Origin of the sequence: Natronococcus jeotgali DSM 18795, assembly GCF_000337695.1 — an archaeon.
Lineage (GTDB): Archaea > Halobacteriota > Halobacteria > Halobacteriales > Natrialbaceae > Natronococcus > Natronococcus jeotgali.
Window position 1 is genome coordinate 23,213 of record NZ_AOIA01000146.1, and the last position, 23,929, is coordinate 47,141.

At 67.5% G+C, this 23,929-nt stretch carries 23 protein-coding genes; 14 read left to right on the forward strand and 9 right to left on the reverse strand.

Going from position 1 to position 23,929, the window contains the following annotated elements:
• Positions 1-60: 60 nt before the first annotated feature.
• A complete protein-coding gene (gene purD / locus C492_RS16990; protein ID WP_008425890.1) occupies positions 61-1,464 on the forward strand; it encodes a phosphoribosylamine--glycine ligase in 1,404 nt (467 codons plus the stop codon).
• 68 nt (positions 1,465-1,532) lie between these two features.
• Here the strand turns inward: purD and C492_RS16995 are convergent, their stop codons facing one another.
• The 7 genes from C492_RS16995 to C492_RS24740 all read right to left on the reverse strand — a co-directional run bounded on the left by C492_RS16995 (position 1,533) and on the right by C492_RS24740 (position 8,678).
• Positions 1,533-1,850, reverse strand: coding sequence for a DUF6653 family protein (locus C492_RS16995; protein WP_008425891.1), 318 nt, complete (start codon positions 1,848-1,850; stop codon positions 1,533-1,535).
• 163 nt (positions 1,851-2,013) lie between these two features.
• Positions 2,014-4,251: a beta-glucosidase family protein gene (locus C492_RS17000; RefSeq protein WP_008425892.1), complete on the reverse strand. Its 2,238-nt coding sequence runs from the start codon at positions 4,249-4,251 to the stop codon at positions 2,014-2,016.
• 157 nt (positions 4,252-4,408) lie between these two features.
• Positions 4,409-4,642 (reverse strand): hypothetical protein, encoded by a 234-nt coding sequence (locus C492_RS17005; RefSeq protein WP_008425893.1) that lies wholly within the window; start codon positions 4,640-4,642, stop codon positions 4,409-4,411.
• Positions 4,643-4,695: 53 nt separating this feature from the next.
• Positions 4,696-6,048, reverse strand: a complete 1,353-nt coding sequence (locus C492_RS17010; protein ID WP_008425894.1) for an aminotransferase class III-fold pyridoxal phosphate-dependent enzyme — start codon at positions 6,046-6,048, stop codon at positions 4,696-4,698.
• A 47-nt stretch (positions 6,049-6,095) separates the two neighbouring features.
• Positions 6,096-7,391, reverse strand: coding sequence for an MgtC/SapB family protein (locus C492_RS17015; protein ID WP_008425895.1), 1,296 nt, complete (start codon positions 7,389-7,391; stop codon positions 6,096-6,098).
• Positions 7,392-7,554: 163 nt separating this feature from the next.
• Entirely contained in the window at positions 7,555-7,830 is a 276-nt protein-coding gene (locus tag C492_RS17020; protein ID WP_008425896.1) for a PadR family transcriptional regulator, read from the reverse strand.
• A gap of 701 nt (positions 7,831-8,531) precedes the next feature.
• A complete protein-coding gene (locus C492_RS24740) occupies positions 8,532-8,678 on the reverse strand; it encodes a hypothetical protein (RefSeq protein ID WP_005555567.1) in 147 nt (48 codons plus the stop codon).
• 229 nt (positions 8,679-8,907) lie between these two features.
• On the opposite strand from C492_RS24740, the gene C492_RS17025 reads away from it, so the two are divergent.
• From C492_RS17025 to C492_RS17035, 3 genes are all read left to right on the forward strand, one after another.
• Positions 8,908-9,618: a DUF7117 family protein gene (locus C492_RS17025; protein ID WP_008425898.1), complete on the forward strand. Its 711-nt coding sequence runs from the start codon at positions 8,908-8,910 to the stop codon at positions 9,616-9,618.
• 222 nt (positions 9,619-9,840) lie between these two features.
• Complete coding sequence (locus tag C492_RS17030) at positions 9,841-11,805, forward strand: OPT family oligopeptide transporter (protein ID WP_049893152.1); 1,965 nt, start codon at positions 9,841-9,843, stop codon at positions 11,803-11,805.
• A gap of 14 nt (positions 11,806-11,819) precedes the next feature.
• On the forward strand, positions 11,820-12,170 hold the full coding sequence (locus tag C492_RS17035; RefSeq protein WP_008425900.1) for a PqqD family protein: 351 nt from the start codon (positions 11,820-11,822) through the stop codon (positions 12,168-12,170).
• A 33-nt stretch (positions 12,171-12,203) separates the two neighbouring features.
• Here C492_RS17035 and C492_RS17040 read toward each other — a convergent pair whose 3' ends face one another.
• Together C492_RS17040 and glyA are read right to left on the reverse strand one after the other, a co-directional pair.
• Positions 12,204-13,097, reverse strand: a complete 894-nt coding sequence (locus tag C492_RS17040; protein ID WP_008425901.1) for a bifunctional methylenetetrahydrofolate dehydrogenase/methenyltetrahydrofolate cyclohydrolase — start codon at positions 13,095-13,097, stop codon at positions 12,204-12,206.
• Between the two features lie 212 nt (positions 13,098-13,309).
• Complete coding sequence (gene glyA, locus C492_RS17045) at positions 13,310-14,557, reverse strand: serine hydroxymethyltransferase (RefSeq protein WP_008425902.1); 1,248 nt, start codon at positions 14,555-14,557, stop codon at positions 13,310-13,312.
• 139 nt (positions 14,558-14,696) lie between these two features.
• Here glyA and C492_RS17050 point away from each other — a divergent pair, with 139 nt between their 5' ends.
• The 10 genes from C492_RS17050 to C492_RS17095 form a co-directional block, all read left to right on the forward strand.
• Complete coding sequence (locus tag C492_RS17050) at positions 14,697-16,784, forward strand: hypothetical protein (protein WP_049893153.1); 2,088 nt, start codon at positions 14,697-14,699, stop codon at positions 16,782-16,784.
• A 365-nt stretch (positions 16,785-17,149) separates the two neighbouring features.
• Complete coding sequence (tbsP, locus tag C492_RS17055) at positions 17,150-17,968, forward strand: transcriptional regulator TbsP (protein WP_008425904.1); 819 nt, start codon at positions 17,150-17,152, stop codon at positions 17,966-17,968.
• A 313-nt stretch (positions 17,969-18,281) separates the two neighbouring features.
• Positions 18,282-18,989, forward strand: coding sequence for an RNase P subunit p30 family protein (locus C492_RS17060; RefSeq protein ID WP_008425905.1), 708 nt, complete (start codon positions 18,282-18,284; stop codon positions 18,987-18,989).
• The gene (locus C492_RS17065) at positions 18,970-19,617 is read left to right on the forward strand and encodes a class I SAM-dependent methyltransferase (protein WP_008425906.1); all 648 of its coding nucleotides are present in this window, start codon (positions 18,970-18,972) and stop codon (positions 19,615-19,617) included. Before C492_RS17060 ends, C492_RS17065 begins: the two co-directional genes overlap by 20 nt.
• Complete coding sequence (locus C492_RS17070; protein WP_008425907.1) at positions 19,614-20,099, forward strand: Rpp14/Pop5 family protein; 486 nt, start codon at positions 19,614-19,616, stop codon at positions 20,097-20,099. The genes C492_RS17065 and C492_RS17070 overlap by 4 nt, the downstream gene beginning before the upstream one ends.
• Before the next feature lie 4 nt (positions 20,100-20,103).
• Complete coding sequence (gene psmA / locus C492_RS17075) at positions 20,104-20,865, forward strand: archaeal proteasome endopeptidase complex subunit alpha (protein WP_008425908.1); 762 nt, start codon at positions 20,104-20,106, stop codon at positions 20,863-20,865.
• 65 nt (positions 20,866-20,930) lie between these two features.
• On the forward strand, positions 20,931-21,656 hold the full coding sequence (locus C492_RS17080) for a ribosome assembly factor SBDS (RefSeq protein WP_008425909.1): 726 nt from the start codon (positions 20,931-20,933) through the stop codon (positions 21,654-21,656).
• Positions 21,657-21,893: 237 nt separating this feature from the next.
• On the forward strand, positions 21,894-23,195 hold the full coding sequence (gene hflX / locus C492_RS17085) for a GTPase HflX (protein ID WP_008425911.1): 1,302 nt from the start codon (positions 21,894-21,896) through the stop codon (positions 23,193-23,195).
• A 66-nt stretch (positions 23,196-23,261) separates the two neighbouring features.
• A complete protein-coding gene (locus tag C492_RS17090) occupies positions 23,262-23,591 on the forward strand; it encodes a YbjQ family protein (protein WP_008425912.1) in 330 nt (109 codons plus the stop codon).
• A 68-nt stretch (positions 23,592-23,659) separates the two neighbouring features.
• Positions 23,660-23,929: thiolase family protein (locus C492_RS17095; RefSeq protein ID WP_008425914.1), on the forward strand; the 270-nt coding region annotated here is incomplete at its 3' end.

Here is a 23,929-nt window from a genome sequence, read left to right on the forward strand (position 1 = left end):
GCATACTTTTCGCTCGCACAAAGGGCAACGTTTACAGGTTCGTGCGTTTCCCTATCGGGCATGGCAGAGCACGTGCTCCTGATCGGCGGCGGCGGGCGCGAACACGCGATCGCGCGGGCGCTCGAGGGTAGCGAGGCGCGACGCGCCTCGAGCAGTCGGACGGAATCCGACGACGGCGAAGTCGACCTCTATGCCTGCGCGGGGAACCGAAACCCCGGGATCGCCCGGCTCGCGACCGAGTTCGAGACGCTCGAGACGACCAACCCGAAGGCCGTCCGCGAGTACGCCGAGGCGGTCGGGGCGACGCTTGCCGTCGTCGGCCCCGAGGCACCCCTCGAGGCCGGCGTGGTCGACGAACTCGAGGACGCGGGGATCTACGCGTTCGGGCCGAAGGCCGAGGAGGCTCGCATCGAGACGGACAAGGCCTTCCAGCGGCGGTTCATGGCCGAACACGACGTGCCGGGCTGTCCCGACTTCGAGACCTTCGACGACGTGGACGCGGCCTGCGACTACATCGACGAGTACGACGGCGACCTCGCGATCAAGCCCGCCGGGCTGACGGGCGGGAAGGGCGTGAAGGTTATCGGCGATCAGGTCACCGCCGAGGAGGGCAAAGCGTACGTCAGCGAGTCGGACTACGATCGGATCGTCCTCGAGGAGCGACTCGTCGGCGAGGAGTTCACCGTCCAGGCGTTCGTCGCCGACGGCGAGGTCCGGACCGCTCCCGCCGTCCAGGACCACAAGCGGGCCTACGAGGGCGACGAGGGGCCGAACACCGGGGGGATGGGCAGCTACTCCGACGCCGCGTTCGAACTCCCCTTTATGACCGAGTCCGACTACGAGGAGGCCGTCTCGATCATGGAGGCGACCGTTGAGGCCCTCGAGGGCTACCGCGGCGTCCTCTACGGCCAGTTCATGCTCACTGCCGAGGGGCCGAAGGTGATCGAGTTCAACGCCCGCTTCGGCGACCCCGAGGCGATGAACACCCTGCCCGTCCTCGAGACCGAGTTCCTCGAGGTCCTGACGGCCGCCCGCGACGGCGAGAAGCTGCCCGAACTCGAGTTCGCCTCGCAGGCGACGGTCTGTAAGTACGCCGTCCCCGAGGGGTACCCGACGGATCCGAAGGCGGGTGCGAAGGTGCAGGCCGACGAGGAGAGCGTGGCGCGTGTGGCACGCGCCACGGAGAACTCGAGCGGGGAGCAAAGCGACCCGCGAGAGAGCGCGGGCGACGCCCTGCTGTACTACGCCAGTGTAGACGAACGCGACGACGGCATCTACACCACGACCTCGCGAGCCGTCGCCGTCGTCGGCGTCGCCGACTCGATCACCGCAGCCGAGGAGATCGCCGAGGACGCCCTCGAGGTCGCCGGCGAGGAGGGACTCCACGTCCGCCACGACATCGGCAAACCCGATCTCGTCCAGCAGCGGATCGACCACGTCGAGGAACTTCGAGGCGAGCGGTAGCGTAACGCGGCTCCGGTAGCCGACTCCAGTCGCGATCGAGACGAGGTACGACGGTCCGTCGGTACACGCTACGGTGTCGTTTTCGTCTCGGCGTCGTACTCGCGGACGAGGGCCGCCACGTACCAGAACTTGAGCGCCATAGAAGCGACGCCGGCGAGCGCGGCTCGAAGCGGCCGCTGTCGGTACGCCGCGACGACCGCGTACGCCGTCATCGGGACGTTGGCGGCGTTGAGAACGGCCGGGTAGGTGAGGCCGATAACGCCGTTCCCGCGTTCCCTCCACCATCGCTCGGCGAGCACGACGCGGGTCATCCACGCGTCCTCGGTCTCCGGCGGCGAGAACAGAATCGGGTTGAGTAGCGTAAATACCGCGGCGAAAACCGCCACGTTCCAGTTCCGTCGGTACGTCGCGTAGAGAATGACCGGCAGCAGTACCGTCCCTGTCTCTTATACACATCNGTGTCGATTTCAGCTCCACGAGTCCGAATGCCGTCCCAGGCGAATAACGCTGCCGTACCGACTGCTCGGACGCCCACCCTCACCTCGCCAGCTACCGATCGCGCCGATCGGCCGAGGACGACTCGCGGGTCGCGAGCGACTCCCGAACCCGTTTTCGGAACCCGTCCTCGAGTTCCGTCCGCAGGGTCTCCCGGACATCCCGCGAGGAACGACCGATCTCGAGGACGTACTCGCCCGGATCGACCGTCCAGCCCTCACCGTCCTCGCCGTAGCGAGCGAACGCGAGGTCCTCGAGGTCGACCGCGACCGAGACGCGCTCGCCGGCCGGGATCGCGACGCTCTCGAAGCCCGCGAGTTCGCGAACGGGGCGATCGACCCCCTCGACGGACGGCGGACGAACGTAGACCTGGACGACCTCCCGTCCGTCCCGGTCGGTCGTGTTCTCGACGGCGACGCGAACCGTTCCGTCCTCGAGGTCCGGGTCGGCGCCGACGTACTCGTAGTCGGCGTAGCTGCGGCCGTGGCCGAAGGGGTAGGTTGGCTCCCGCTCGGCCGAATCGAAGTGGCGGTAGCCGACGAAGACGCCCTCGTCGTAGCGAGCCGTCCCGTCGACGCCCGGGTAACGGCGCCCGTTGGCCGTCGGGTAGGCGCCCTCGGGCGCGAACGTCACGGGCAGTCGTCCGCCCGGGTCGGCGTCGCCGTACAGCACCGCGGCGACGGCCTCGCCGTGGGCCTGTCCGGGGTACCAGTTCTCGAGGACGGCCGCGACCTCCTCGCGCCACGGGCACTCGATCGGCCCGCTCGAGTTGGCGACGACGACCGTGCGGTCGTTTTCCGCGGCGACCGTCTCGACCAGTTCGTCCTGTCGACCGGGCAGGCGCAGATCCTCGCGGTCGACCGCCTCGCTCGCGGTGTCGCGAACGAAGACGACCGCGACGTCGGCCTCGCGCGCGGCCGCCGCGGCGCCCTCGAGGTCCGGACCGCCGGCGGAATCCTCGGGATCGTCCTCGTCGGCGTCGACACCGGCGAACTCCTCGAGCATCGAGACACCCTCGACCCGCGGGAGGCCGTGTGCGACCGTCACCTCGCCGTCGGCGCGCTCGGCGATTCCGGCTTGCGGATCGGTTTCGACGACGGGCGTCGTCTCCGAGGACCCGCCGCCGCCGAGAACGGGCTCGTCGACGTTCGGGCCGATAACGGCGACGTCCGCGTCGTCCGAGAGCGGCAGGACCCCGTCGTTCTCGAGCAGCACCGTCCCACGCGTCGCGACACGGGTCGCGAGCTCGCGGTGGGCGGGCGTGTCGACCGCGCCGTCCGTGCGGTCGTCGCCGTCCTCGAGCAGGCCGATGCGGTCCATCTCCCGGAGAACCCGCGCGACCATGTCGTCGAGTCGCTCCTCGGAAACGGCGCCCGATTCGACCGCGTCGGCCAGCGAGTCGGCGAACCGCTCGCAGCTCTCGTGGTCGGGCATCCCGTCGGCGATCGCGTCCGGGAGCTCGTCGGCTTCGTCACCGTCCCCGCCCGCGGGGTCGGGCGCGTCGGCGTCGTCGCCCGCCATCGCGGACTGCATCTCCGCCATCGAGATTCCCGGCATCTCGACGTCGAGGCCGCCGTTGGCCGCGGCGGCGGCTCCCTCGGTGCCGAACCAGTCCGAGACGACGTACCCCTCGAACCCCCACTCGCCCTTCAGCACGTCTCGAACCAGCCGCTCGTGGTCGCTCATCCGGGTCCCGTTGACGTCGTTGTAGGCGGTCATAACCGAGCCCGCGCCAGCCTCGACGGCAGACCGAAACGACGGGAGGTACAGTTCGCGCAGCGGGCGCTCGTCGATCTCGGCGTCGACGGCGGCGCGGGCGGTTTCCTGGCTGTTCGCGACGTAGTGTTTCGGCGTCGCGACGACGTCCTGGGACTGGACCCCCGCGACGACGGCCCCCGCGAGCGACGCCGAGAGGACGGGGTCCTCGGCGAAGTACTCGAAGTTCCGACCATTGTGGGGGACCCGAACGAGGTTCGCGCCGGGGGCGAGCAGGACGTCCTGTCCCTTGCCCCTGGTCTCGCGGCCCAGCGCTTCCCCGTGCTCGCTCGCGAGATCCGCGTCGAAGGTCGCGGCCAGCGCGATCGGGGCGGGAAACGCCGTCGCGGACTCGTCGGGGATCCGCACGCCGAGGGGCCCGTCGGCCATCCGAAGCGGGGGGATTCCGAGTCGCTCGACGCCCGCTACGTACCCGGTCGCGCGCCCTTCGGGATCGTTCGCGCCGTGTGTGAGCCGAACCTTCTCCTCGAGCGAGAGCTCCTCGACGAGCTGTCGGATCCGCGGTTCTCGTGACATCTATCGGCGGTTCGAAGCGGCTGCAGGATAGCGTTGCGGTCGCCGACNAGCTCCTCGACGAGCTGTCGGATCCGCGGTTCTCGTGACATCTATCGGCGGTTCGAAGCGGCTGCAGGATAGCGTTGCGGTCGCCGACGGCGACCGACCGAGTCGCGCGCTAGTTCGACGCGCTCGAGCCGTCGGTCGCCCCGTCGTCGTCCGTCGTCGTCTCTTCGAGTTCGTTCTCGAGGGCTTCGCCGAGCGAGTTCGCGTTCGAGTCGCCGCGAAGCAGGCGGCGGACGGCCACGTAGCCCGCCAGCACGACGCCGCCGGAGAGGATCGCTCCCGGAACGCCGTATCGCTTGTACCCGAACAGTAGCGCCTTCTTGCCGATGGTGTAGGCACCGATCATCGTATCGCCACTGGGTGCGGTAGCGCCAAGTAGCTGCGGCTTTCGTGGTCCGCCTACGCGGACCGCGACCGGTCGGCTGCGGCGCTCTCGACGGCCCCGAGCAACAGTTCGACCCCGAGGTCGATCTCCCGCTCGGTGACGTCGAGCGGCGGCAGGAGTCGCAGCGACGCGTGGCCGCAGCCGATCGTGAGCAGCCCCCGCTCGAGGGTGGCCGCGACGACGGCCTCGCGTCGCTGCTCGGTGTCGAACTCGACGGCGACCATCAGCCCCTTCCCGCGAACGTCGACGGCCCCCGGCAGGTCGGCCGCCTCGAGGCGACGGCGGAGCTGCTCGCCGCGTTCGCGGACGTTCGAAAGCAGGTCGTCCTCGTGGATGGCGTCGATCGTCAGGACCCCCTGCATCGCGGCGATCGCGTCGCCGGCGCCCCACGTCGAGGAGAGCCGCCCCGTCTCCTCGGGGAAGACGTCGGACCGCGAGATCGTCGCGCCGACACGTAGTCCCTTTCCGGCGGCGATGACGTCGGGGGTCAACTCGAGGTCGTCGACGGCCCACAGCTCCCCGGTGCGGCCGAGCCCGGACTGGATCTCGTCGGCGACGATCGTCAGGTCGTAGCGCTCGCGGAGGTCCTCGAGGTCCCGGGCGAACTCGGGGTCGGCGACGCGGTAGCCGCCCTCGCCCTGAATCGGCTCGAGGATGAGGTAGGCGACCTCGTCGGGGTCGATCACGCCCCGTTCGGGGTGGAGCTTGTCGGCGAGGACGTTCCCGCCGGGACCGTTGGTCAGCCAGCGGGTCTCGTACTCCTCGGGGGTCGCGGGGTAGGGAACGCTGACGACGCCCGGAATTTCGGGATAGCCCCGCCGGTGGACGGTCTTCGAGCGGTTCAGCGAGAGCGCGCCCAGCGTCCGGCCGTGGAACGCGCCCTCGAAGGTAACGGCGCGGTGGCCGCCCGCGGCGTAGCAGATCTTGATCGCGTTTTCGACGGCTTCGGCGCCGGAGTTCGAGAGGAAAACCCGATCCATGTCGTAGTGGTCGGTCATCGCGACTAATCGGTCCATCAACTGCGTCGGGCCCGGAAACTCGGGGTCCTCGGGCGGCCAGCCGCCGCTGACGTAGAAGTCCTGGCCGGCGATCTTCAACGGATCGACGAGATCGAACTCGGCGAGCTTCTCGCGGATCGTCGGGTTGTTGTAGCCAAGCGGTGCGGCGGCGACGTGGCTCGTAAAATCCAGCAGGACGTTGCCGTCGACGTCGGTGCAGAACGGGCCGACGGCGTCGGCCTGCGCGTCCCAGACGAACTCGTAGACGTACGTGCTCGGCGCGGCGTATCGATGGTGGTACTCGGCCCAGCGTTTCGCCCGCTCGCCGGGCATCGTCCCCACCTGCGGTTCGACCGTGTCGCGGTCCATGCACGCCGTTGGGGCGCTACCGAGTTAAAGAGACGCTCCCTCGCCCGCTACACGACGACCAGCGCGGCCGCGAGCCCGCCCCCGACCAGCAGGACGGCGCTGTAAAGCGCGACCTGATTGCGAAACCCCTTGTTCGAGGACGTCGCCGCCAGCGCCGTCTTGACGACGATGCTCGAGACCGTCGCCAGCAGGATCGCGATCGTCGCCTCCGGGTCGCTGAGCTGGCCCCCGCGGTAGAGGACGACCGCGGAGGTCGTCGCGCCCGCACTCGAGACGAACCCGCTGGCGACCGCGGTCGCGTAGAACCCGAGGGTGCCGAACCACGTCTCGGCGAGCGAGCCGAACACGAGCACGACGAGGAAGACGGCGCCGAATCCGAGGGCGTTTTTCAACGAAAACGGACTCTCGAGTTCCATCGATCCCGACTCGCGCCAGTCGGCGGTGAGACCGGCGATGACGAACGCCAGCAGGATGACCGCCCCGAGCGGGACGACCGCCTCGAGCAGGACGGCGCTGCCGCTGCCGACCGTGAACCCGACCGCGATCGCCAGGTTTCGGGCGGCCATCGCCGCGTTCGCGAGCAAGATTGCGGCGACGGCGTATGAGGCCGCCTCGGGGCGCTGGTTGACGTGATCGAGCATCGTCCCGACGACGGCCGTCGAGGACGCCAGCCCGCCGAAAAAGCCGGTGACGGCGATCCCGCGGCCGCCGTAGGTCGAGACGATCGCGTAGTTCGCGATGCCGATTCCGGCGACGGCGACGACCATCAGCCAGATGACCTGTGGCTCGAGCGGGATCGTCAACTCGCCGAGATCGAGTTCGTACCGGGCGGGCAACAGCGGGTAGACGACGAAGGCGAGGATCGCGAACTCCGTCGTCGAGCGCATCTCCTCGCGGTTGAGTCCGCCGGCGAACTGGTGCAGTTCCCGCTTCAGGACCAACAGCAGCGACGAGAGGACGGCGACGGTGACGCCCTCGATGATGAAGCCGGAAGCGACGAGCGCGCCGACGCCGTAGGCGACCAGCATCGACACCGACGTCGTCAGCGAGAGCCTGGTCTCGTCCTCGTCGCTGGTCAACCCCTGTACGGCGAGTAACACGCCCTGAACGATCACGAGCACTCCGCCCAGCGCCAGCAGGCTCTCTCCGACGTCGGTCTCGAGAACGAGGATCGTAAAGACCGCGGCGAGCAGACTGATCAGCGAGAAGGTGCGGATTCCGGCGGACTTCTGTGACCACTCGCGCTCGAGCCCGAGGAACAGACCCAGCGCCCCGGCCAGCGCGATGCGGGCGACGGTGGCGTCGAGCGGTCCCTCGGCCAGCTGCAGCGTAACCCCGTTCACTCCACGTAGTTTCGCACGGGCGTATATAAGCCGACCGCCGCCGCCCGGGGCGATCCGGGACGGGCACGCTCGACTCGCCCCGTTCGGCGCCGGCGGCGTTCCGGCGAGGAGGCCGGACCGACAGGAACCGAGCGGTCTCGTCGTCCGGACGTGTCAGCGCGCCTTACAGATCGACGTACTGCGCTTCCCACTCCCGGCGCGCCTCGAGCTCCCGGCGACCGCGACGGGTGAGCGTGTAGAAGTTGGTCCGACGGTCCCGGCTCCCCTTCTCGACGAGCCCCTTGTCGACGAGCGTGTCGAGGTTGGGATACAACCGACCGTGGTGGATCTCCTTCTCGTAGTACTCCTCGAGTTCCTCCTTGATGGCCAGCCCGTGTGGTTCTTCCTCGCCGGCGATGACGTAGAGGAGATCGCGCTGGAATCCTGTCAGGTCGTACATTGGGAAAGTACCACTCCTACTTACTGTCGAATTTTAATAAGGCTATCGGGTCGTTTCGACCGAAACGGGGATATTACCATCGAGGATAGCTGTTTCGGCCAGTTTCAAATGATAACTCAATTGGGATTTAGGTCGGAGACGGATCGTAACTCCGCTTTCATGTCGTCTGACCACCAGTTCGAACCGACCGGTTTCGGGCGGGTTTGGAACACGCACACGTATCGGTCGATAGACAGTGAGTGTGGAAACAGGAAAGCAGGCCGCGCGACGGAAAAATGTCGCGCGGCCGCTTGCCGCCCTGAATTGGTCCCCGCTGACGCTTCGGCCCTCCAAGCGAAGCGTCACTCGAAAGATTCCGTTCCCCATACTTAAGTTTGTCGCAAATCGGTCGGACGCCGAGAGGTTCCGTTCGGAGGGACTCCTCGTACTGCCGACAGACGGTAGCGAACGTCCGATCGGAGCTCACGACCCGTCCCGGAGGCGACGGCCGCGTGCGATCGGTGCGCGGAAAGCGTCGTCCGACGGTCGCGGCCTCCTCCGAGGTTGAGCCCCCCGCCTCACGGTGGCTCGAGGAGAGAGCCCACTACCTCGGGCTGGGATCGGACCGGCACGACCCCACCGTCTTCGACGAGCGGGGACCCGCTCCAATCCGTGGGCCCCGTCTGTAACGGGAACTCGACGACGCCACTCGCGGGAGGACGTTAGATGTGTTCCTCCTCGAGCACCCACCCCAGGGCTCGCTTGTAGTAGGTGAACATCTCTCTGACGCCGTCGTGACGCATCTCCTCGCTCTCGAGGTGCTCCTCGAGGAACTCGTACTGCTCCCGGATTTCCTCCTCGTCGCGCATGCCGACCACTACCGGACCGATCGCAAAAAAGGTCGCCGTGGCGGACGCTAATCCGAGATTGGCGACGTCGAGGCCGCGGACCCGACGCGGGGCCGTTCGATTTCGAAAGTAAGTGGCGGTTTTCCGGTCGGCAATCGATCGCTTGCGGCTCGGTGACGGGACCCGTCGCTCGCGGGCTCGCCGCCGGGGTCCGCCGGGACTTTTTGCCGACCCGTCCGTACCGTCGAGCATGAAGGTCAGGGGCGAACGCGAGTGCAAGGAGTGTGGAACCAGGTGGTCGTACTACGAGACGGGCAGCGTCGGCTGTCCCGCCTGTGGGAGCCTCCGCAGCGTCGGCCTCGACGCGCGCACCGAACACACCGACCTCGCCGTCGAGTTCGATCTCACCCCCGTTCGAAACGCCATCGACGAGGTGTCGACCGACGAACTCGCGAGACGCGCACGCGACCGCACGAAAGAGTACGTTCGGCGGCGGGGGTTCATCAACGCCGGCGACCTCCGCGAACTCGACGACGACTACCTGGCCGCGATCGAACTGCTCCACGTCGCCGACGTCGTCGGTCGCGCCGCCGACCTCGAGGACCGGGAGGAACTGTACTTCCTCTCGCTGCTACGGGGGGCCGACGAGGGCGAGCGCCCGCCCGCCGAGGACGTGCCGCCGTCGCTACGGGGCGCCCGCGGGCTCGCCTACGCGAACGCGGTTCGAGAGTACCGACGCGACGTCCGCGACTGGAGCGAGAGCCGGGAGCTAACCGGCGCCGAGCGCGGCGCCCTCGAGACGCTGGGCGAGCACGTCAAGCGAATCCGGATGCTCGACGGCGACGTCGAGCCGCGCACGGCCGAGCGGTTGGTCGAGGCGACCCGCGACCTCGCGAACGGGCTGCGGGGCGACGAACTGGCGTTCGCCCGAGCCCAGGAGCAACTCGAGGAGCTCGAGTGACCGCTGCGGGGTCGGCCGCCGTTCCGTCTCCGACGCCGTGGAACGGACCTGCCCAGAACCACTCGATCGACCTCACACTACCTGTGAAACGGTAGCATATAGTGTACGGACGGACAGATCTTGCCGCATTTATACCCGTGACCGGTTAGCGTCGAAGCGACCGCAGGGACGCTCGACCGTCGCCGCGCCGGCGGCTCGCGGGAGCGTCCACTGGGCTCTATCATGTCACACGGACCATCGGAAGACGGAGCGGTGCGGACCGACGATCGTACAGCCAGCGAATCGGCGGCGGGGCCGAGTCCCCACGTCCCCGCGGGACGCAGCGTCGCCGAGCTCACGATCAAGGCGGTGCTCATCGGGCTCGCGCTCAACGTCGTGATGCTGACGGCGAACATGTACCTCGGGATGCGCTCGGGGATGACGATCAGCGCCTCGATTCCGGCCGCGGTTATCAGTATGGGCGTCTTCTACGGCCTTCGACGGGTCGGTATCGGCGGAACGGTCCTCGAGAACAACATCGTCCAGACGATGACCTCCGCCGGCGAGGCGCTCGCGGCCGGCGTCATCTTCACCATCGCGGGGGTTACCTTCCTCGATCAGCCCATCGACATCGTCAACACTGCGGTGGTCGCGGTGCTGGGCGGGCTGCTCGGGGTTCTCTTCATGGTCCCGATGCGCCGTTATCTCATCGTCGACCGCCACGAGGAACTCCCCTACCCGGAGGGGACCGCCTGTGCGGACGTGCTCGAGGCCGGGTCCCGCGGCGACGAGGGCGTGAAGCTCATCTCCTTCGGTTTTCTGGTGAGCTTCCTCTACATGTGGCTGGCCAACGGGATGGCCGCGTTCCGGACGACGATCCAGACGGCGTTCTCGGTCGGCGAGACCGACGGGTTCGCCATCGGCGGCGACTTCACGCCCGCGCTGCTGGGCGTCGGCTACATCATCGGGCCGCGGATCGCCGGCTACGTGTTCGGCGGCGGGCTGGTCGCCTGGCTGATGCTGATCCCGCTGTTGATCACCGGCGGGTTCGTCCCCGAGTCGGCCGCCGACGCGGCGCTGATGGCCCAGGCCGACGCCGTCTGGGACGAGTACGTCCGCTACGTCGGCGCGGGCGCGATGATCGTCGGCGGCTTCTACGCCATCCTCTCGATGCGGGGCACCATCGTCGACGCGCTGGGGACCGCCGCAGCGGAGATCGGCGGCTCCGGCGCGACCGCCGACGCGAAACGAACCCAGCGCGACCTGCCGATGAAGGTCGTCGTGGTCGGCGCCGTCCTGATCGCGCTCGCGCTGGTCGCGGTGCCCCAGGTACAGGTCGGCCTCGTCGGCGGGTTCATCGCCGTGATCGCCGCGTTCCTCTTCGTCGCCGTCTCGGCGTACCTCGTCGGGATCGTCGGCAGCTCCTCGAACCCCGTCTCCGGGATGGCCGTGGCCACGATCCTGATCGCCGCGCTGGCGCTGCGGTCGGTCGGCGCGACCGACCCCGTCGTCGTGTTGATGACGGCCTCGGTCGTCGCGATCGCCGCGGCGGTCGCCGGCGACACCTCCCAGGACCTCAAGACGGGCCAGCTCCTCGGCGCGACGCCGCGAAAACAACAGCTCGCGCAGGTGATCGGGATCGCGCTGTCGGCGCTGTTCGCGGGCTGGGTCCTGTCCTTTTTCGACCGGGCCTACGGCATCGGGAGCGAGACGATCCCCGCGCCCCAGGCCGGGATGATGGCGCTGATCTCCGAGGGCGTGCTCACGGGTACCGCCCAGTGGGGGATGATCCTCATCGGCGCCGTCTTCGCGTTGGTTCTGATCCTCATGGACGTCCCCGTCCTCCCGTTCGCGGTGGGCATCTACCTGCCGATCACGCTCGCGACGCCGATCTTCCTCGGGGGGCTGCTCCGGGCCGGGATCGACCGGTACGTCGAACGACGCGACGACGAGGAGGGATCGCTCGCCGAACGGACGACCTCGAGGGGGCGGATCGTCGCGGCCGGACTGATCACCGGCGAGGCGATCATGGGGATCGTCATCGGCGCGCTCTACGTCGGCGGGATCGGGAACGCCGAGGGCGCCCCGTTCCCGCTCGGCCTCGCGGGCGCCACCCAGGCGACGCTCGGCGTCGTCGCCCTCGTCGCCCTCGTGGGCCTGTTCGCGGCGAGCGTGCTCTGGAACGCGTCCGAGTCGGAGAACGCCTGATCGACCGTCCGACTATGAGCGGACACGCGCCGACCGCGGTTCCGCGGCGGGACGCCGAGGACTGGCAAGAGACGACCGTCGACGGCGAGTCCCGGGTCGCGATCACCTGGACGAAAACGCCGCGAAACCGGCTCGATCGGTTCCTGTTCGACCTCTTCGGGACGAGCAGGGAACGCGAGCTGACGTTGGACTCCGTCGGGACGACCGTCTGGCGTCACTGCGACGGCGACCACACGATCTCGGAGATCGCGTCGATCGTCGCCGACGCGCACGACGCCGACCGGGTCGAACCCGTCGACGAGACGCTCGCGTACTTCCTCATGCAACTCGAGGAGCGCGGCCTGATCCGATTCGAGGACGGCTGAAGGGACGTCCGTCGTCGGCCTCGAACCTGCAGCTCAGGGCAGGTCGACGGCCACGTCCTCCTGCAGGCTCGCGGCCTTGACCGTGTTGTAGAGCAACATCGCGCGGGTCATCGGCCCGACCCCCCCGGGGACGGGCGTGATCGCGCTCGCCCGCTCTCTGGCGCTTTCGAACTCGACGTCGCCGACGAGCTCGTACCCCTTCTCGGTGTCGGCATCGACGCGGTTGACGCCGACGTCGATCACGACCGCGCCCTCGCCGACCATCGAGCCGTCGACCAGCTCGGGCGCGCCCGCGGCCGCGACGACGATATCAGCGCTGCGGGTCTTCTCGGCGAGGTCCTCGGTGCGGGAGTGACAGACGGTGACCGTCGCGTTCCCGTCGTCGGCCTTCTGGATCAGCAGGTTCGCCAGCGGCTTGCCGACGATATCGGAGCGGCCGACGATGGTCACGTCCGCGCCCTCCGTCTCGACGCCGGCGGCCTCGAGCAGCTTCTGGACGCCGTGGGGCGTGCAGGGACGGAACCGGGCGTCGCCGGCGACCAGTCGACCGACGTTCTCGGGGTGGAAGCCGTCGACGTCCTTCGCGGGGTCGACCCGGCGGATCACATCGCGGTAGTCGACGTGGTCGGGAACCGGTGCCTGGACGATGTAGCCGTGGACGTCGTCGTTCCCGTTGAGATCGGCGATCGCGTCGTACAGCTCCTCGGCGGGGGCGTCGCCGTCGACGTCGACGTGGTGGCTCTCGATGCCGACCTCCTCGCAGTCCCGTTGTTTCATGTTCACGTACGTCTGGCTCGCGGGATCGTCGCCCATCAGCACCGTCGCCAGCCCGGGCCGGGCGCCGGCGTCCGCGAGTCGCTCGATCGATTCCGTCAGATCGTCGCGGATCCGGCTCGCGACCGCCTTCCCGTCGATGATCTCGGTCATACTCGAGGAGGCGACCGCGAGGCTAATCAACGCTCGGGTTCGTGCTCATCTCCACCCACGGACGGAACTCGATACCCACGTCTGTGGACAGGTCGTGGATCGGCGCCCCTCGTCGAGCGCGTCGACACGGCGGGCGTACAGGAACGGGTCGGAAAAGGCACGCGCCGGCGACCTGTCGGTCGCCGGCTACCGAAACGGATCGCTATCGATCGCTACTCGTAGAGCGGGTTCGCCTCGCAAAGCGTCGCGACCTCGTCGCGAACGTCGGCGATGACGTCCTCGTCGTCGGGCGCGTCGATCACGCGCGCGATCAGGTCGGCGACCTCGCGGCAGTCGTCCTCGTCGAATCCCCGGGTCGTCAGCCCGGGCGTACCGGCGCGGATCCCCGAGGGATCGAACGGCGAGCGCGTCTCGCCGGGCACCGTGTTCCCGTTGAGGACGATCCCGGCGTCCTCGAGAGCCTCCTCGGCGTCGCCCCCGCTGGTGTCGGGGTGGCTCTCCCGGAGGTCGACGAGCACGAGGTGGTTGTCGGTTCCGTTCGAGACCAGCGAGAACCCGTGCTCGGAGAGCTGATCGCCAAGCGCCTTCGCGTTCGCGACGGTCTGTTCGGCGTACTCTTCGAACTCCGGCTGGAGAGCCTCCTTGAATCCGACCGCCTTGCCGGCGACGTTGTGCATCAGCGGGCCGCCCTGTCCGCCGGGGAAGACGGCGGCGTCGATGTCGTCGGCGTACTCCTCGTCGCACATCACGATCCCGCCCCGTCCGGAGCGGATCGTCTTGTGGGTGCTGCCGGTGACGAAGTCGGCGACGCCGACGGGCGATTCGTGGACGCCCGCGGCGACCAGGCCCGTGATGTGGGCGATATCGGCGAGGTGGTAGGCGCCGACGTCGTCGGCCGCCTCCTGGATGCGCTCCCACTCGACCTCGCGGGGGTACGCCGAGTACCCCGAGACGATGACGTCGGGCTCGAACTCGGCGGCGTGCTCGGCCAGCCCCTCGTAGTCGAGATACCCCGTCTCCGGGTCGACCTCGTACTGTTCGACCTCGTAGAGCTGGCCGACGAAGTTCGCGGGGTGGCCGTGGCTCAGGTGGCCGCCGTGGTTCAGATCCAGCGAGAGGATCTTATCGCCGGGCTCGAGCATCGCGAAGTAGACGGCCTGGTTGGCCTGGGTGCCCGAGTGGGGCTGGACGTTGACGTGCTCGGCCCCGAACAGCTCCGTCGCGCGCTCGATGGCGAGTTCCTCGACCTCGTCGGCGTACTCGCAGCCGCCGTAGTACCGGGCGCCCGGGTAGCCCTCGGCGTACTTGTTGGTGAGGGCGCTGCCCTGGGCGTCGAGGACGGCGCGGCTGACGTGGTTCTCGCTGGCGATCATCTGCAGGGACTCGCGCTGCCGGTCGATCTCTCCCTCGAGTGCGTCGGCGACGGCGGGATCGACGTCCCGGACGTGCTCGTGATCCATGTCTGGTGTGCGGTTCGGACTCCGTATAAGTGTACCCGTCTACGGCAAGTCGAGTCGGTACGTTCAGCCAGGGAGACGTTTCGGGCGGAGAGGAACGTCCGATACACCTAACTAATCGGGCGGGCATTCAGTATATCGAATGATAGAGTGGGCGATGGCCGGGGACGCGCTCCACGTCATGGACACGGACAACGCCGAGCTCACCGTCGTCGGTAGCGATCTCTCGGTCGTCGGTACCGGGCGCGAGCTCCCGCGTCCCGTCGACGAGACGATCACCGTCACGACCGACGAGCTCCGGTTTCCGAACGCGGTCGTCTACGCGTTCGCGCTCGGCTCGAGCGCCCGGTACGAGCTCGATCCCGGCGGTCAACCGCTCTCGTTGCCGACCGACGAGTACGTGATCGACGTCGACACGGAGATCAAGAGCTACCTCCGGTTCTCGGGGCGCGCGACGATTCGAAAGACCGACGACTTCGAGTCGATCGTCGTCTCGTTCCCGGAGCCGGTTCGCGTCGTCGTCGGACTCAGGAGCCGCCACGAACGCCCCGCGGGGACGATCACCGTCTCCGACTCGCCGGCCGACGTCGCGTCGGCCATCTCGTATCTCTCCTCGTCGTACAAGACCGCCAGCCCCGACCGCACCTACCCGACGCTCCGGGGCCATCCGCCGCTGATCGAGTTCGGCGATGACCTCGAGATTCCGGACGCCATCCGCTCGGAGCACCGGGACAGCGGGATCGAACTCGTCGTTCCACCCTGCTACGAGTCGCTGTACGTCACCGCCCCGCTCGCGTACCACCTCCAGGCGACGGTGCGAACGACGAACGGCGCCGACGGCGTCGGAATGCGTCCCCGACTCCGGGTTCCCGAGGAGGGCGTCGAAACGGAGCTGTCGCCGATGCCCGGCCTCGAGCGCAACGTGGAACGACTCCTCCGAAAGACGTTCTTTCTGGACTGTCTGGTCCGCAACGCCGGTCCGTACGGAACGCAACTCGCCGAGGCGGGTCTGCTCGACGCGCTGGAGTTCGACGCCGAGCGGCTGTACGAGGCGACGCCGGCGACCCGGCTCGCGGCCTACCTCGAGACGCCCTTCGACGCGATCGAACACCGACTCCCGGAGTGGCACCTCGCGACGTACGTCACCCCGGAGTACGAGACCGCCGAGACGCTCCCGTTCCTGCTCGATCGGATGAGCCTTCTCTACACGCCGCGAACCTCCGAACTCGAGGGTCAGGAGCTGATCGAACGGTCGCTGACGGACTTCTACCGGGGCGGAAACGGCTCGCCGGGCGGAGCCCACTCGGGGCAGGTCGCGTCGGTCGACATCGTCAAACCGGACCTGCGGGACGCGCGGGCCCACGGCTGGCTCGCCGACGGCGTGCCGATCGACGTCTTCAAGTCGACCGCCGCGGCCTACCACAACCGGCTGTCGTACCTCGAGCGCTCGAGCGAGGCGACGTCGATCTGCGTCGTCCTGAACGACCCCGACATGGCCGGCGAACACGACGACGTCGCCGAGATTTACCGACAGCGATCGAACGAGGTCCGGATGGACGTCACCGTCGAGGAGGGGCTGACGCGAAACGAACTCGCCGCCGTCTTCGAGAGCGACTACGACTTCGTCCACTACATCGGTCACTGCGAGACCGACGGCCTGCGTTGCACCGACGGGATGCTCTCGGCCTCGAGCCTGGATCGGTGTTCCGCACAGACGTTCTTCCTCAACGCCTGCGGCTCCTACTACGAGGGGATGGAACTGATCGAGAAGGGCAGCGTCGCGGGCGCGGTGACGTTCCGGAAGGTGCTGAACGACCACGCCATCAAGGTCGGTTCGACGTTCGCCAGGCTGCTCGTCCACGGGTTCAGCATCGAGCGCGCGCTCCGGCTCGCTCGCCGCCGGATCATGATGGGCAAGGACTACGCCGTCGTCGGCGACGGTACCCACTCGCTCACCCAAAGCGAGAGTCGCTTGCCGACGACGATCACCCTTGAGGAACTCGAGGACGACCGCTACCTGGTTACCTTCGACTGCTACTCGACCCGCGCGACGGGATCGTACTACGTGCCCCACACGACCGACAGCGAGTACGCCTACCTCTGTGGAAACGAGTCGAGTTTTACGATCGAACGGACCGAACTCGTGTCGCTGCTGAAAAGTACGGGGTCGTCGGTCATCTACGACGGCGATATCTACTGGTCCGGAGAACTGTGGTCGCGGTTCGTCTGAGCGGCTAGGGGCCGCTGTACGTACTGATAGCGCTGGTTCGGAAGAGCGGTCGGTCCGGATCCGTTCGAAGTCGCTGTTCCACACACACCTGCACCGAGTCGATCAGGTCACCAATTGCACCCATGCAATCCTACAATACCAGAACTCCAACATAAGTTTTGTCGTAATTTCAAAGATAATTAGACACAGGGCGATCTACAATATTAATTTGATGTCATAAATTGTAGAATTTAATGTGGCTCGAGGCGGCAGAATCCGCCCGCGGGCTCGCGTTCACGCCGGGCGATCGAACGGAACGCGGCGGTTCTGGCGGAAAAACGGCCACCAAAATTAAGTAACTGTACCTCGTTTACTTCTGTATTGGCATGACCTCGAATTTACTCAATCACCAGATTGACGATATCCTCGAATCGGTCCTCGAAGACGCGAGCGGTGACGTCTACATGGTCAACCCCTCGCGCGAGGCCATCAAGGAGTTCGTCTCCGTCGCGACCGCCTTCGACGGCGAGCTCCCGTCGGTTCACATGCTCGCCGACGAGCGCACGCTCAAAGACGTTATGGACGACTTCATCGTCGCCTCGAACGCCGCCGACCTCGTCAGCCAGGGGTCGCTCTCGCTGCGCTCGCTCGAGGAGGCGCCCGAGAACTCCCTGCTCGTCACGGAAGACAGCGTCGTCGCTATCGTCCACGCGAACGACCGCGTCGGCGGCCTGGTCACCGACGACGAGAGCTTCGTCGCGGACACCCACGACGCGTACGCGATCCGCTGGGAGGACGCCACGGAGTACAATCTCCGGACGCCGCCGATTTCGGACGTACAGAACACGCTCTCCGACGAGATCAGCCCCGATGCCCAGGAGGACTTCAGCGCCATCCTCGACTCGCTCGAGACCGCCCGCGGCGACGGCGACGGGCTCGACGAGGTGACGATCTCGCTGCTCGTGGCCGCCAAGAACGAGGCGCTGCTGTACGACATCAGCAAGTGGGGCGAGGACGTCGGCATCGCAAGCAAGGCGACCTTTAGCCGCACGAAGACCAAGCTCGAGGACATGGGCCTGATCGACACCGAGAAGGTTCCCATCGACGTCGGTCGCCCGCGCCTGCGCCTGAAGATCGGCGACGAGCGACTGACCGAGGCCGACAACGGCCAGCTCGCGACCGTGGCGCAGTCGATTCTCAATTAACGAAATTTTATTCTACGGTCTATCGCGGTCGCGGCGGTTCGCGACCGCGATGTCCCTCGATAAAATTTCGATCAAAAACACTCCTCCCTCCGTTCGTTCGTCCCGATAGTCCTCACTCACATCGGTCGTCGGTCCGCTCGCTCACCCTTCGGGTTCGCTCGCGGTGAGTACTGGGAGTCTGCCTGCCCTTCCCCGAGTCGCGCGCTCGCCGAAACCGGCGAGCGCGCTCCCGGCCGTAGTGTGTTACTCGGTCAGGTAGATCAAGGCGGCGCGTGACGCAAACCCCAAGTCGAAGCCCCGAGAGTCCTCGAGTATGTACGAGGCCGTCCGCGCCCACCCCGAGGGACAGAGCACGGTCGCCAGGCTCGCCAAGCGGGCGGCCGACTACGGCTACGAGGGCGTGGTCGTGCGCAACCGCTCCGGATCGCGGGCCGACTACGACGCCGACGCGATCGCCGAAACGTACGGAATCGACGTCGTCGACGGCGTCGAGATCCGGGCCGAAACCCCCCAGGAGGCAAGCGGTGCGGTCGGCAACTACCGCACCTCGCGGACGATCGTCGCCCTCGAGGGTGGGACGAACGCTCTGAACCGCTTCGCGGTCGAGCAGGCGAAAGTCGACGTGCTGGCGGGACCGATGGCGGGCGACGGCGACGTCAACCACGTGCTGGCGAAGGCGGCCGTCGAGAACGGCGTCCGCATCGAGTTCGACCTCTCGAGGGCGCTCCGGGAAAGCGGCGGTCGGCGCGTGCGAGCGATTCAGTCGCTGCGCAAGCTCGCCGAGATCGTCGACTACTACGACGCACCGTACGTCGTCAGCGCAGACCCGACATCGCACCTCGAGCTCCGCGCGCCCCGGGAGCTGCAGGCGTTAGGCGAGGAGATCGGCCTCTCGGGCGAGTTCGTCGCGGACGGCCTCGCCGAGTGGGGCCGCGTCGCCGAGCGCAACCGACACGTCCAGTCCGAGTCGTTCATTGAGCCGGGGGTCGAACGGGGCAGGTATGAAGAGGAGCCTCGATGAGCACGCGGATCGCTTCGACGAGATCGCCGGCGACTACGACGACGACCAGTCCGCCGAGTACCGCGCGTGTGCGAACCTGGTGATCGAACACGCCGCGCCCGACGGCGACGACGTCGTCCTCGATCTGGGAACCGGCACGGGCGCCATCGCGCTCGCGCTCGCGCCCGACGCCGAGCGCGTGGTCGGCCGCGATATCAGCGAGGGGATGATGGACGAGGCGCACGCGAAAGCCCAAGATGAAGGCCTCGACACCGTCGAGTTCGATCGGGGAACCTTCCGCGAGCCCGAGTACGACGGGCCCGTCGACGTGGTGACGTCGAACTTCGCGATGCACCACCTCTCCGACGAGGAGAAACGGGAGGCGATCGAGGTCATCGCCGGCCTCGAGCCCCGGAAGTTCGTCCTCGGCGACGTCATGTTCTTCGGCGAACCCGATCCCGAGGAACCCTTCTACTCGCCCGACGTCGACGATCCCGCGACGGTGGGCACCCTCGCGGACGCCTTCACGAGCGCGGGCTTCTCGCTGACGGCCGTCGAGCGGGTCCACGACCAGGTCGGCGTCCTGGTCGCCGAGCGCGGTCCGGCGACCGACGGCGAGCCCGAAACGGACGCCCGGATCGACGGATGAAACACCTCCCGAAACACCTCCGGCCCCGGTGGCGCTATCTCGTCATCGAGCTCGAGGCCTGGCCCGACGCCGAGATCGATCGGCGGGCGTTCCAGCGGGAGTGTTGGTACGCGGGTCAGAACCTGCTCGGCGATCCGGGTAGCGCCGCGGCGGATCTAACCGTCGTCCGGTTTACCTTCGACGACGGCGCGGGGTCGGCGATCGTTCGGGTCCGCCGGGGCGAGACCGAACCCGCCAGGGCGGCGATCGCTTGCATCGACGAGATCGACGGCGCTGCGGTCGGCCTCCGGGTCTGCGGTATCAGTGGCACGATCCGTGCCGGTGAAGAAAACTATTTAGGACGCGGCCGGCAAGATTCGGAGGAGAGAAACGTCGTGTTCGGGAACGAAGAGCGAGTCGCCGTCGTGCGCGACGGGTCTGCAGACGTGCGACTCGATGACGCGTTCGCGGGCGCGACAGACCTCGATTGCGATTTCGCGTGATACTATGCAGGGACAACAACAACAGCAGGCGTACGACCGCGGCATCACGATCTTCTCGCCCGACGGCCGACTCTACCAGGTCGAGTACGCTCGCGAGGCGGTCAAGCGGGGTACAGCAAGCATCGGCGTGCGGACCGACGACGGCGTCGTACTGGCCGTCGACAAGCGAGTTCCGTCGCCGCTGCTCGAGGACTCGAGCGTCGAGAAGATACACAAGGCCGACGACCACGTCGGCATCGCCAGCGCCGGCCACGTCGCCGACGCGCGCCAGCTGATCGACTTCGCGCGCCGCCAGGCCCAGGTCAACCAGCTGCGCTACGGCGAGCCGATCGGCGTCGAGACGCTCACGAAGGAGGTCACCGACCACATCCAGCAGTACACCCAGGTCGGCGGCGCCCGACCGTTCGGCGTCGCGCTGATCGTCGGCGGCATCGACAACGGCGAGCCGCGACTGTTCGAGACCGATCCCTCGGGAACGCCCTACGAGTGGAAGGCCCTGGCCGTCGGCTCCGACCGCGGCGAGCTCCAGGAGTACTTAGAGGAGAACTACGACGACGAAGCCGACCTCGACGGCGGTATCGCGCTCGCACTCGACGCGCTCGCGTCGGTCAACGACGGCTCCTTGCTGCCCAGCGAGGTCGGTCTCGCGACGGTCGATGCCGAGACCGAGCGCTTCGAGCAGTTCGACTACGACCGCATCGAGGACCACCTCGAGGAGAACGACCTGCTCGACGACGGCGAGGAGACCGACGAAGCCGACGAGTAACCGGCTCCGGACGGTAAAACGCCGGCAGGAAAAGCTCTTTTACCCGGCCGGAGGTATGCTCGGGTATGATATCGCTCGACGAGGCGGTGACGGCGCGACTCGAGTCACACGGGGCGCGCTTCGAGGTACTCGTAGACCCGGACGCGGCGCTGGCGATCAAACGCGGCGACTTCGAGGGCGACCTCGAGGACGTCATCGCCGCCGAGGACGTCTTCGAGAACGCCTCCCGGGGGGACCGACCCGCCGAGAGCGATCTCGAGACGGTCTTCGACACGACCGATCCCATGGAGATCATCCCCGAGGTCATCAGGGAAGGGGAGATCCAGATCACGGCCGACCAGCGCCGCGAGATGCAAGAGCGAAAGCGCAAGCAGTTGATCGATACGATCACGCGCAACGCGGTCAACCCGCAGATGGACAACGCCCCGCATCCGCCCGAGCGGATCGACAACGCCCTCGAGGAGGCCGGCTTTACCGTCGATCCGATGGAACCGGTCCAACAGCAGGTCGACGAGGCCTTGGACGCCCTGCGGCCGGTGATTCCGATCCGGTTCGAGGAGGTGACGATGGCGGTCCAGATCCCCGCCGAACACGCCGGCAGCGCCCAGGCGAAGATCCGCGAGTTCGGCGATCTCGAGCGCGAGGAGTGGCAGGCCGACGGCTCCTGGATCGGTGTGTTGACGTTCCCGGCCGGACTGCAAAACGAGTTCTACGACACGGTCAACGAACACTCAAGCGGCGAGGCCGAAACCGAACTCGTCAAGGACAAGGACGAGCTCAACACTCGATAGCGACCGATTCGCTCCGCTTCTCGATCGAGGGCGCCGATCCAAGCCCCATCGTGCACTGGATTCAAGACGATCGGCGGCGTACCCCGAGCTATGACCCGCGACCGTTCGACGGAGGTGTTCGACCGCCATCCGTAGCGTCCGAACGCGCGCGTCGCTCGGGCGACGGTCACGGGCCGAGGGTAGCGACGGACGAGCCGTCCCGAGCGACCACCGCCGTCCCCGAACACGACAACTCGTATGAACGCGATCATCGCCAAGCGAGTCGACTCCGGCACCGCAGACACGACCGAGATCCGCGAGCTCGCCGAAGCCGCGGACTACACCGTCGTCGGCGAGGTGACCCAGTCCCGAACGGCCGACGCGGCGCTCCAGCTCGGCGAGGGGAAAGCCGAGGAGCTTGCCGCGGTCGTCGAACGGACCGACGCGGAGACGGTCATTTTCGACAACCGGCTGGGACCCTACCAGACGTACAACCTCGGTCAGCTGTTGCCGGAGGGCGTCGAGGTTATCGACCGGTTCACGCTGATTCTTGAAATCTTCGGTCAGCGCGCCCAGACCCGGAAGGCCCAGCTTCAGGTCGAACTCGCGGAGCTGCGCTACGAGCTCCCGCGGGCCGAGGCCAAGACGAGCCTCGCCAAGCGCGAGGAACACCCCGGGTTCATGGGGCTGGGCGAGTACGACGAGAGCCGCGAGCAGGACATCAAGGATCAGATCAGCCGTATCAAAGACGAGCTCGAGCGCATCGAGCAGACCGAGGAGCACCGCCGCGAGCGACGGCGCGACTCGGGATTCGATCTGGTCGCGCTCGCGGGATACACCAACGCCGGGAAGTCGACGCTGCTTCGCCGGCTCGCGGCGGACCTCGACGTCGGTGAGAACGAGCAGCTCCACCCCGACCTCGAGACGACCGCCGAGTCCCAGGACAGGCTGTTCACGACGCTGGGGACGACGACCCGCCGGGCGGCTATCGAACCCCGGGACGTGCTGGTGACCGACACGGTCGGGTTCATCAGCGACCTGCCCCACTGGCTGGTCGAGTCGTTCAAGTCGACGCTCGACTCCGTTTACCGGGCGGATCTCGTCTTGCTCGTCGTCGACGTCAGCGAGGACGTCGACGAGATCCACGAGAAGCTCGTGACCAGCCACGACACCCTCTACGAGCGCAACGAGGCGCCGATCGTGACGGTGCTGAACAAGATCGACCAGGTCAGCGAGGACGAACTCGCCGAGAAGCGCGAGGCCCTGTCGGCGCTCGCGCCGAACCCCGTCGCCGTCAGCGCCAGGGAGGGAACGAACGTCGACGCCCTGCTCGAGCGCATCGACCGCGAGTTGCCCGCCTGGGAGCAGGAGCGGCTCGTTCTCCCGATGACCGACGACACGATGAGCGTCGTCTCCTGGCTCCACGACAACGCCCACGTCGAGGACGTCAGCTACGGCGACGACGACGTGCTCGTCTCCTTCGAGGCCCGCCCCGCGGTCGTCTCGCAGGCCCGTTCCCGCGCGAGCGAGCTCCAGACGGCCGCGGCGGAGTCGGCCTGACGGTCCGGGAGCGACCCGGCGTCCGGCCTCTAGGCTTATGGTGGAGCCGTCCGCACGTCCGGACGAATGACGGACGTTACCGTTACTACGACCGACGGACTGGACGGGAGAGCGGTGACCGAGTACCTCGGCGTCGTCTCCGGAGAAGCGATCATGGGTGCGAACGTCGTCAGCGACATCGCCGCCGGCATCCGGGACGTCGTCGGCGGACGCAGCGACTCCTACGAGAAGAAAGTCGAGAAGGGGCGAACCGAGGCGCTCGCTGACATTCGGATGGAAGCCGAGGAGCTCGGCGCCGACGCGGTCGTCGGCGCGACGTTCGACTACGAGGAAATGGGCGAGGGGATGCTCTGGATTAACCTCTCGGGGACGGCGGTTCGAACGCGACGGCAGTAGCCGCGGCCCGACCCGGAGCACTGCCGCGAACCCGTCCATATAAATCATTGAGTTGAGTCGGATGGGGTATGGAACGTGTCGCAATCATCGGCGCCTCGATGACCCAGTTCGGCCAGCGCGAGGAGTGGATTCAGGAACTCCTCGCGGAGGCCGGACTCGAGTGCCTCGAGGACGCGGGCGTTGACGCGAGCGACGTCGAGCACCTGTACGTCTCGAACATGGCCAGCGGCGAGTTCGAGGGACAGACCGGCGTGATGAACGGATTGGCCCACGACATCGGCGCGATCCCGGCGTACACCCAGCGGGTCGACCAGACCAGCTCGAGCGGCGGGGCGGGG

What these genes read in the sequence shown, in the direction of transcription:
- purD (WP_008425890.1), top strand. Translation starts at nt 61, where the DNA reads ATGGCAGAGCACGTGCTCCTGATCGGCGGCGGCGGGCGCGAACACGCG.
- C492_RS17000 (WP_008425892.1), bottom strand. Translation starts at nt 4,251, where the DNA reads ATGTCACGAGAACCGCGGATCCGACAGCTCGTCGAGGAGCTCTCGCTC.
- C492_RS17005 (WP_008425893.1), bottom strand. Translation starts at nt 4,642, where the DNA reads ATGATCGGTGCCTACACCATCGGCAAGAAGGCGCTACTGTTCGGGTAC.
- C492_RS17010 (WP_008425894.1), bottom strand. Translation starts at nt 6,048, where the DNA reads ATGGACCGCGACACGGTCGAACCGCAGGTGGGGACGATGCCCGGCGAG.
- C492_RS17020 (WP_008425896.1), bottom strand. Translation starts at nt 7,830, where the DNA reads ATGTACGACCTGACAGGATTCCAGCGCGATCTCCTCTACGTCATCGCC.
- C492_RS24740 (WP_005555567.1), bottom strand. Translation starts at nt 8,678, where the DNA reads ATGCGCGACGAGGAGGAAATCCGGGAGCAGTACGAGTTCCTCGAGGAG.
- C492_RS17025 (WP_008425898.1), top strand. Translation starts at nt 8,908, where the DNA reads ATGAAGGTCAGGGGCGAACGCGAGTGCAAGGAGTGTGGAACCAGGTGG.
- C492_RS17030 (WP_049893152.1), top strand. Translation starts at nt 9,841, where the DNA reads ATGTCACACGGACCATCGGAAGACGGAGCGGTGCGGACCGACGATCGT.
- C492_RS17035 (WP_008425900.1), top strand. Translation starts at nt 11,820, where the DNA reads ATGAGCGGACACGCGCCGACCGCGGTTCCGCGGCGGGACGCCGAGGAC.
- C492_RS17040 (WP_008425901.1), bottom strand. Translation starts at nt 13,097, where the DNA reads ATGACCGAGATCATCGACGGGAAGGCGGTCGCGAGCCGGATCCGCGAC.
- glyA (WP_008425902.1), bottom strand. Translation starts at nt 14,557, where the DNA reads ATGGATCACGAGCACGTCCGGGACGTCGATCCCGCCGTCGCCGACGCA.
- C492_RS17050 (WP_049893153.1), top strand. Translation starts at nt 14,697, where the DNA reads ATGATAGAGTGGGCGATGGCCGGGGACGCGCTCCACGTCATGGACACG.
- tbsP (WP_008425904.1), top strand. Translation starts at nt 17,150, where the DNA reads ATGACCTCGAATTTACTCAATCACCAGATTGACGATATCCTCGAATCG.
- C492_RS17060 (WP_008425905.1), top strand. Translation starts at nt 18,282, where the DNA reads ATGTACGAGGCCGTCCGCGCCCACCCCGAGGGACAGAGCACGGTCGCC.
- C492_RS17065 (WP_008425906.1), top strand. Translation starts at nt 18,970, where the DNA reads ATGAAGAGGAGCCTCGATGAGCACGCGGATCGCTTCGACGAGATCGCC.
- C492_RS17070 (WP_008425907.1), top strand. Translation starts at nt 19,614, where the DNA reads ATGAAACACCTCCCGAAACACCTCCGGCCCCGGTGGCGCTATCTCGTC.
- psmA (WP_008425908.1), top strand. Translation starts at nt 20,104, where the DNA reads ATGCAGGGACAACAACAACAGCAGGCGTACGACCGCGGCATCACGATC.
- C492_RS17080 (WP_008425909.1), top strand. Translation starts at nt 20,931, where the DNA reads ATGATATCGCTCGACGAGGCGGTGACGGCGCGACTCGAGTCACACGGG.
- hflX (WP_008425911.1), top strand. Translation starts at nt 21,894, where the DNA reads ATGAACGCGATCATCGCCAAGCGAGTCGACTCCGGCACCGCAGACACG.
- C492_RS17090 (WP_008425912.1), top strand. Translation starts at nt 23,262, where the DNA reads ATGACGGACGTTACCGTTACTACGACCGACGGACTGGACGGGAGAGCG.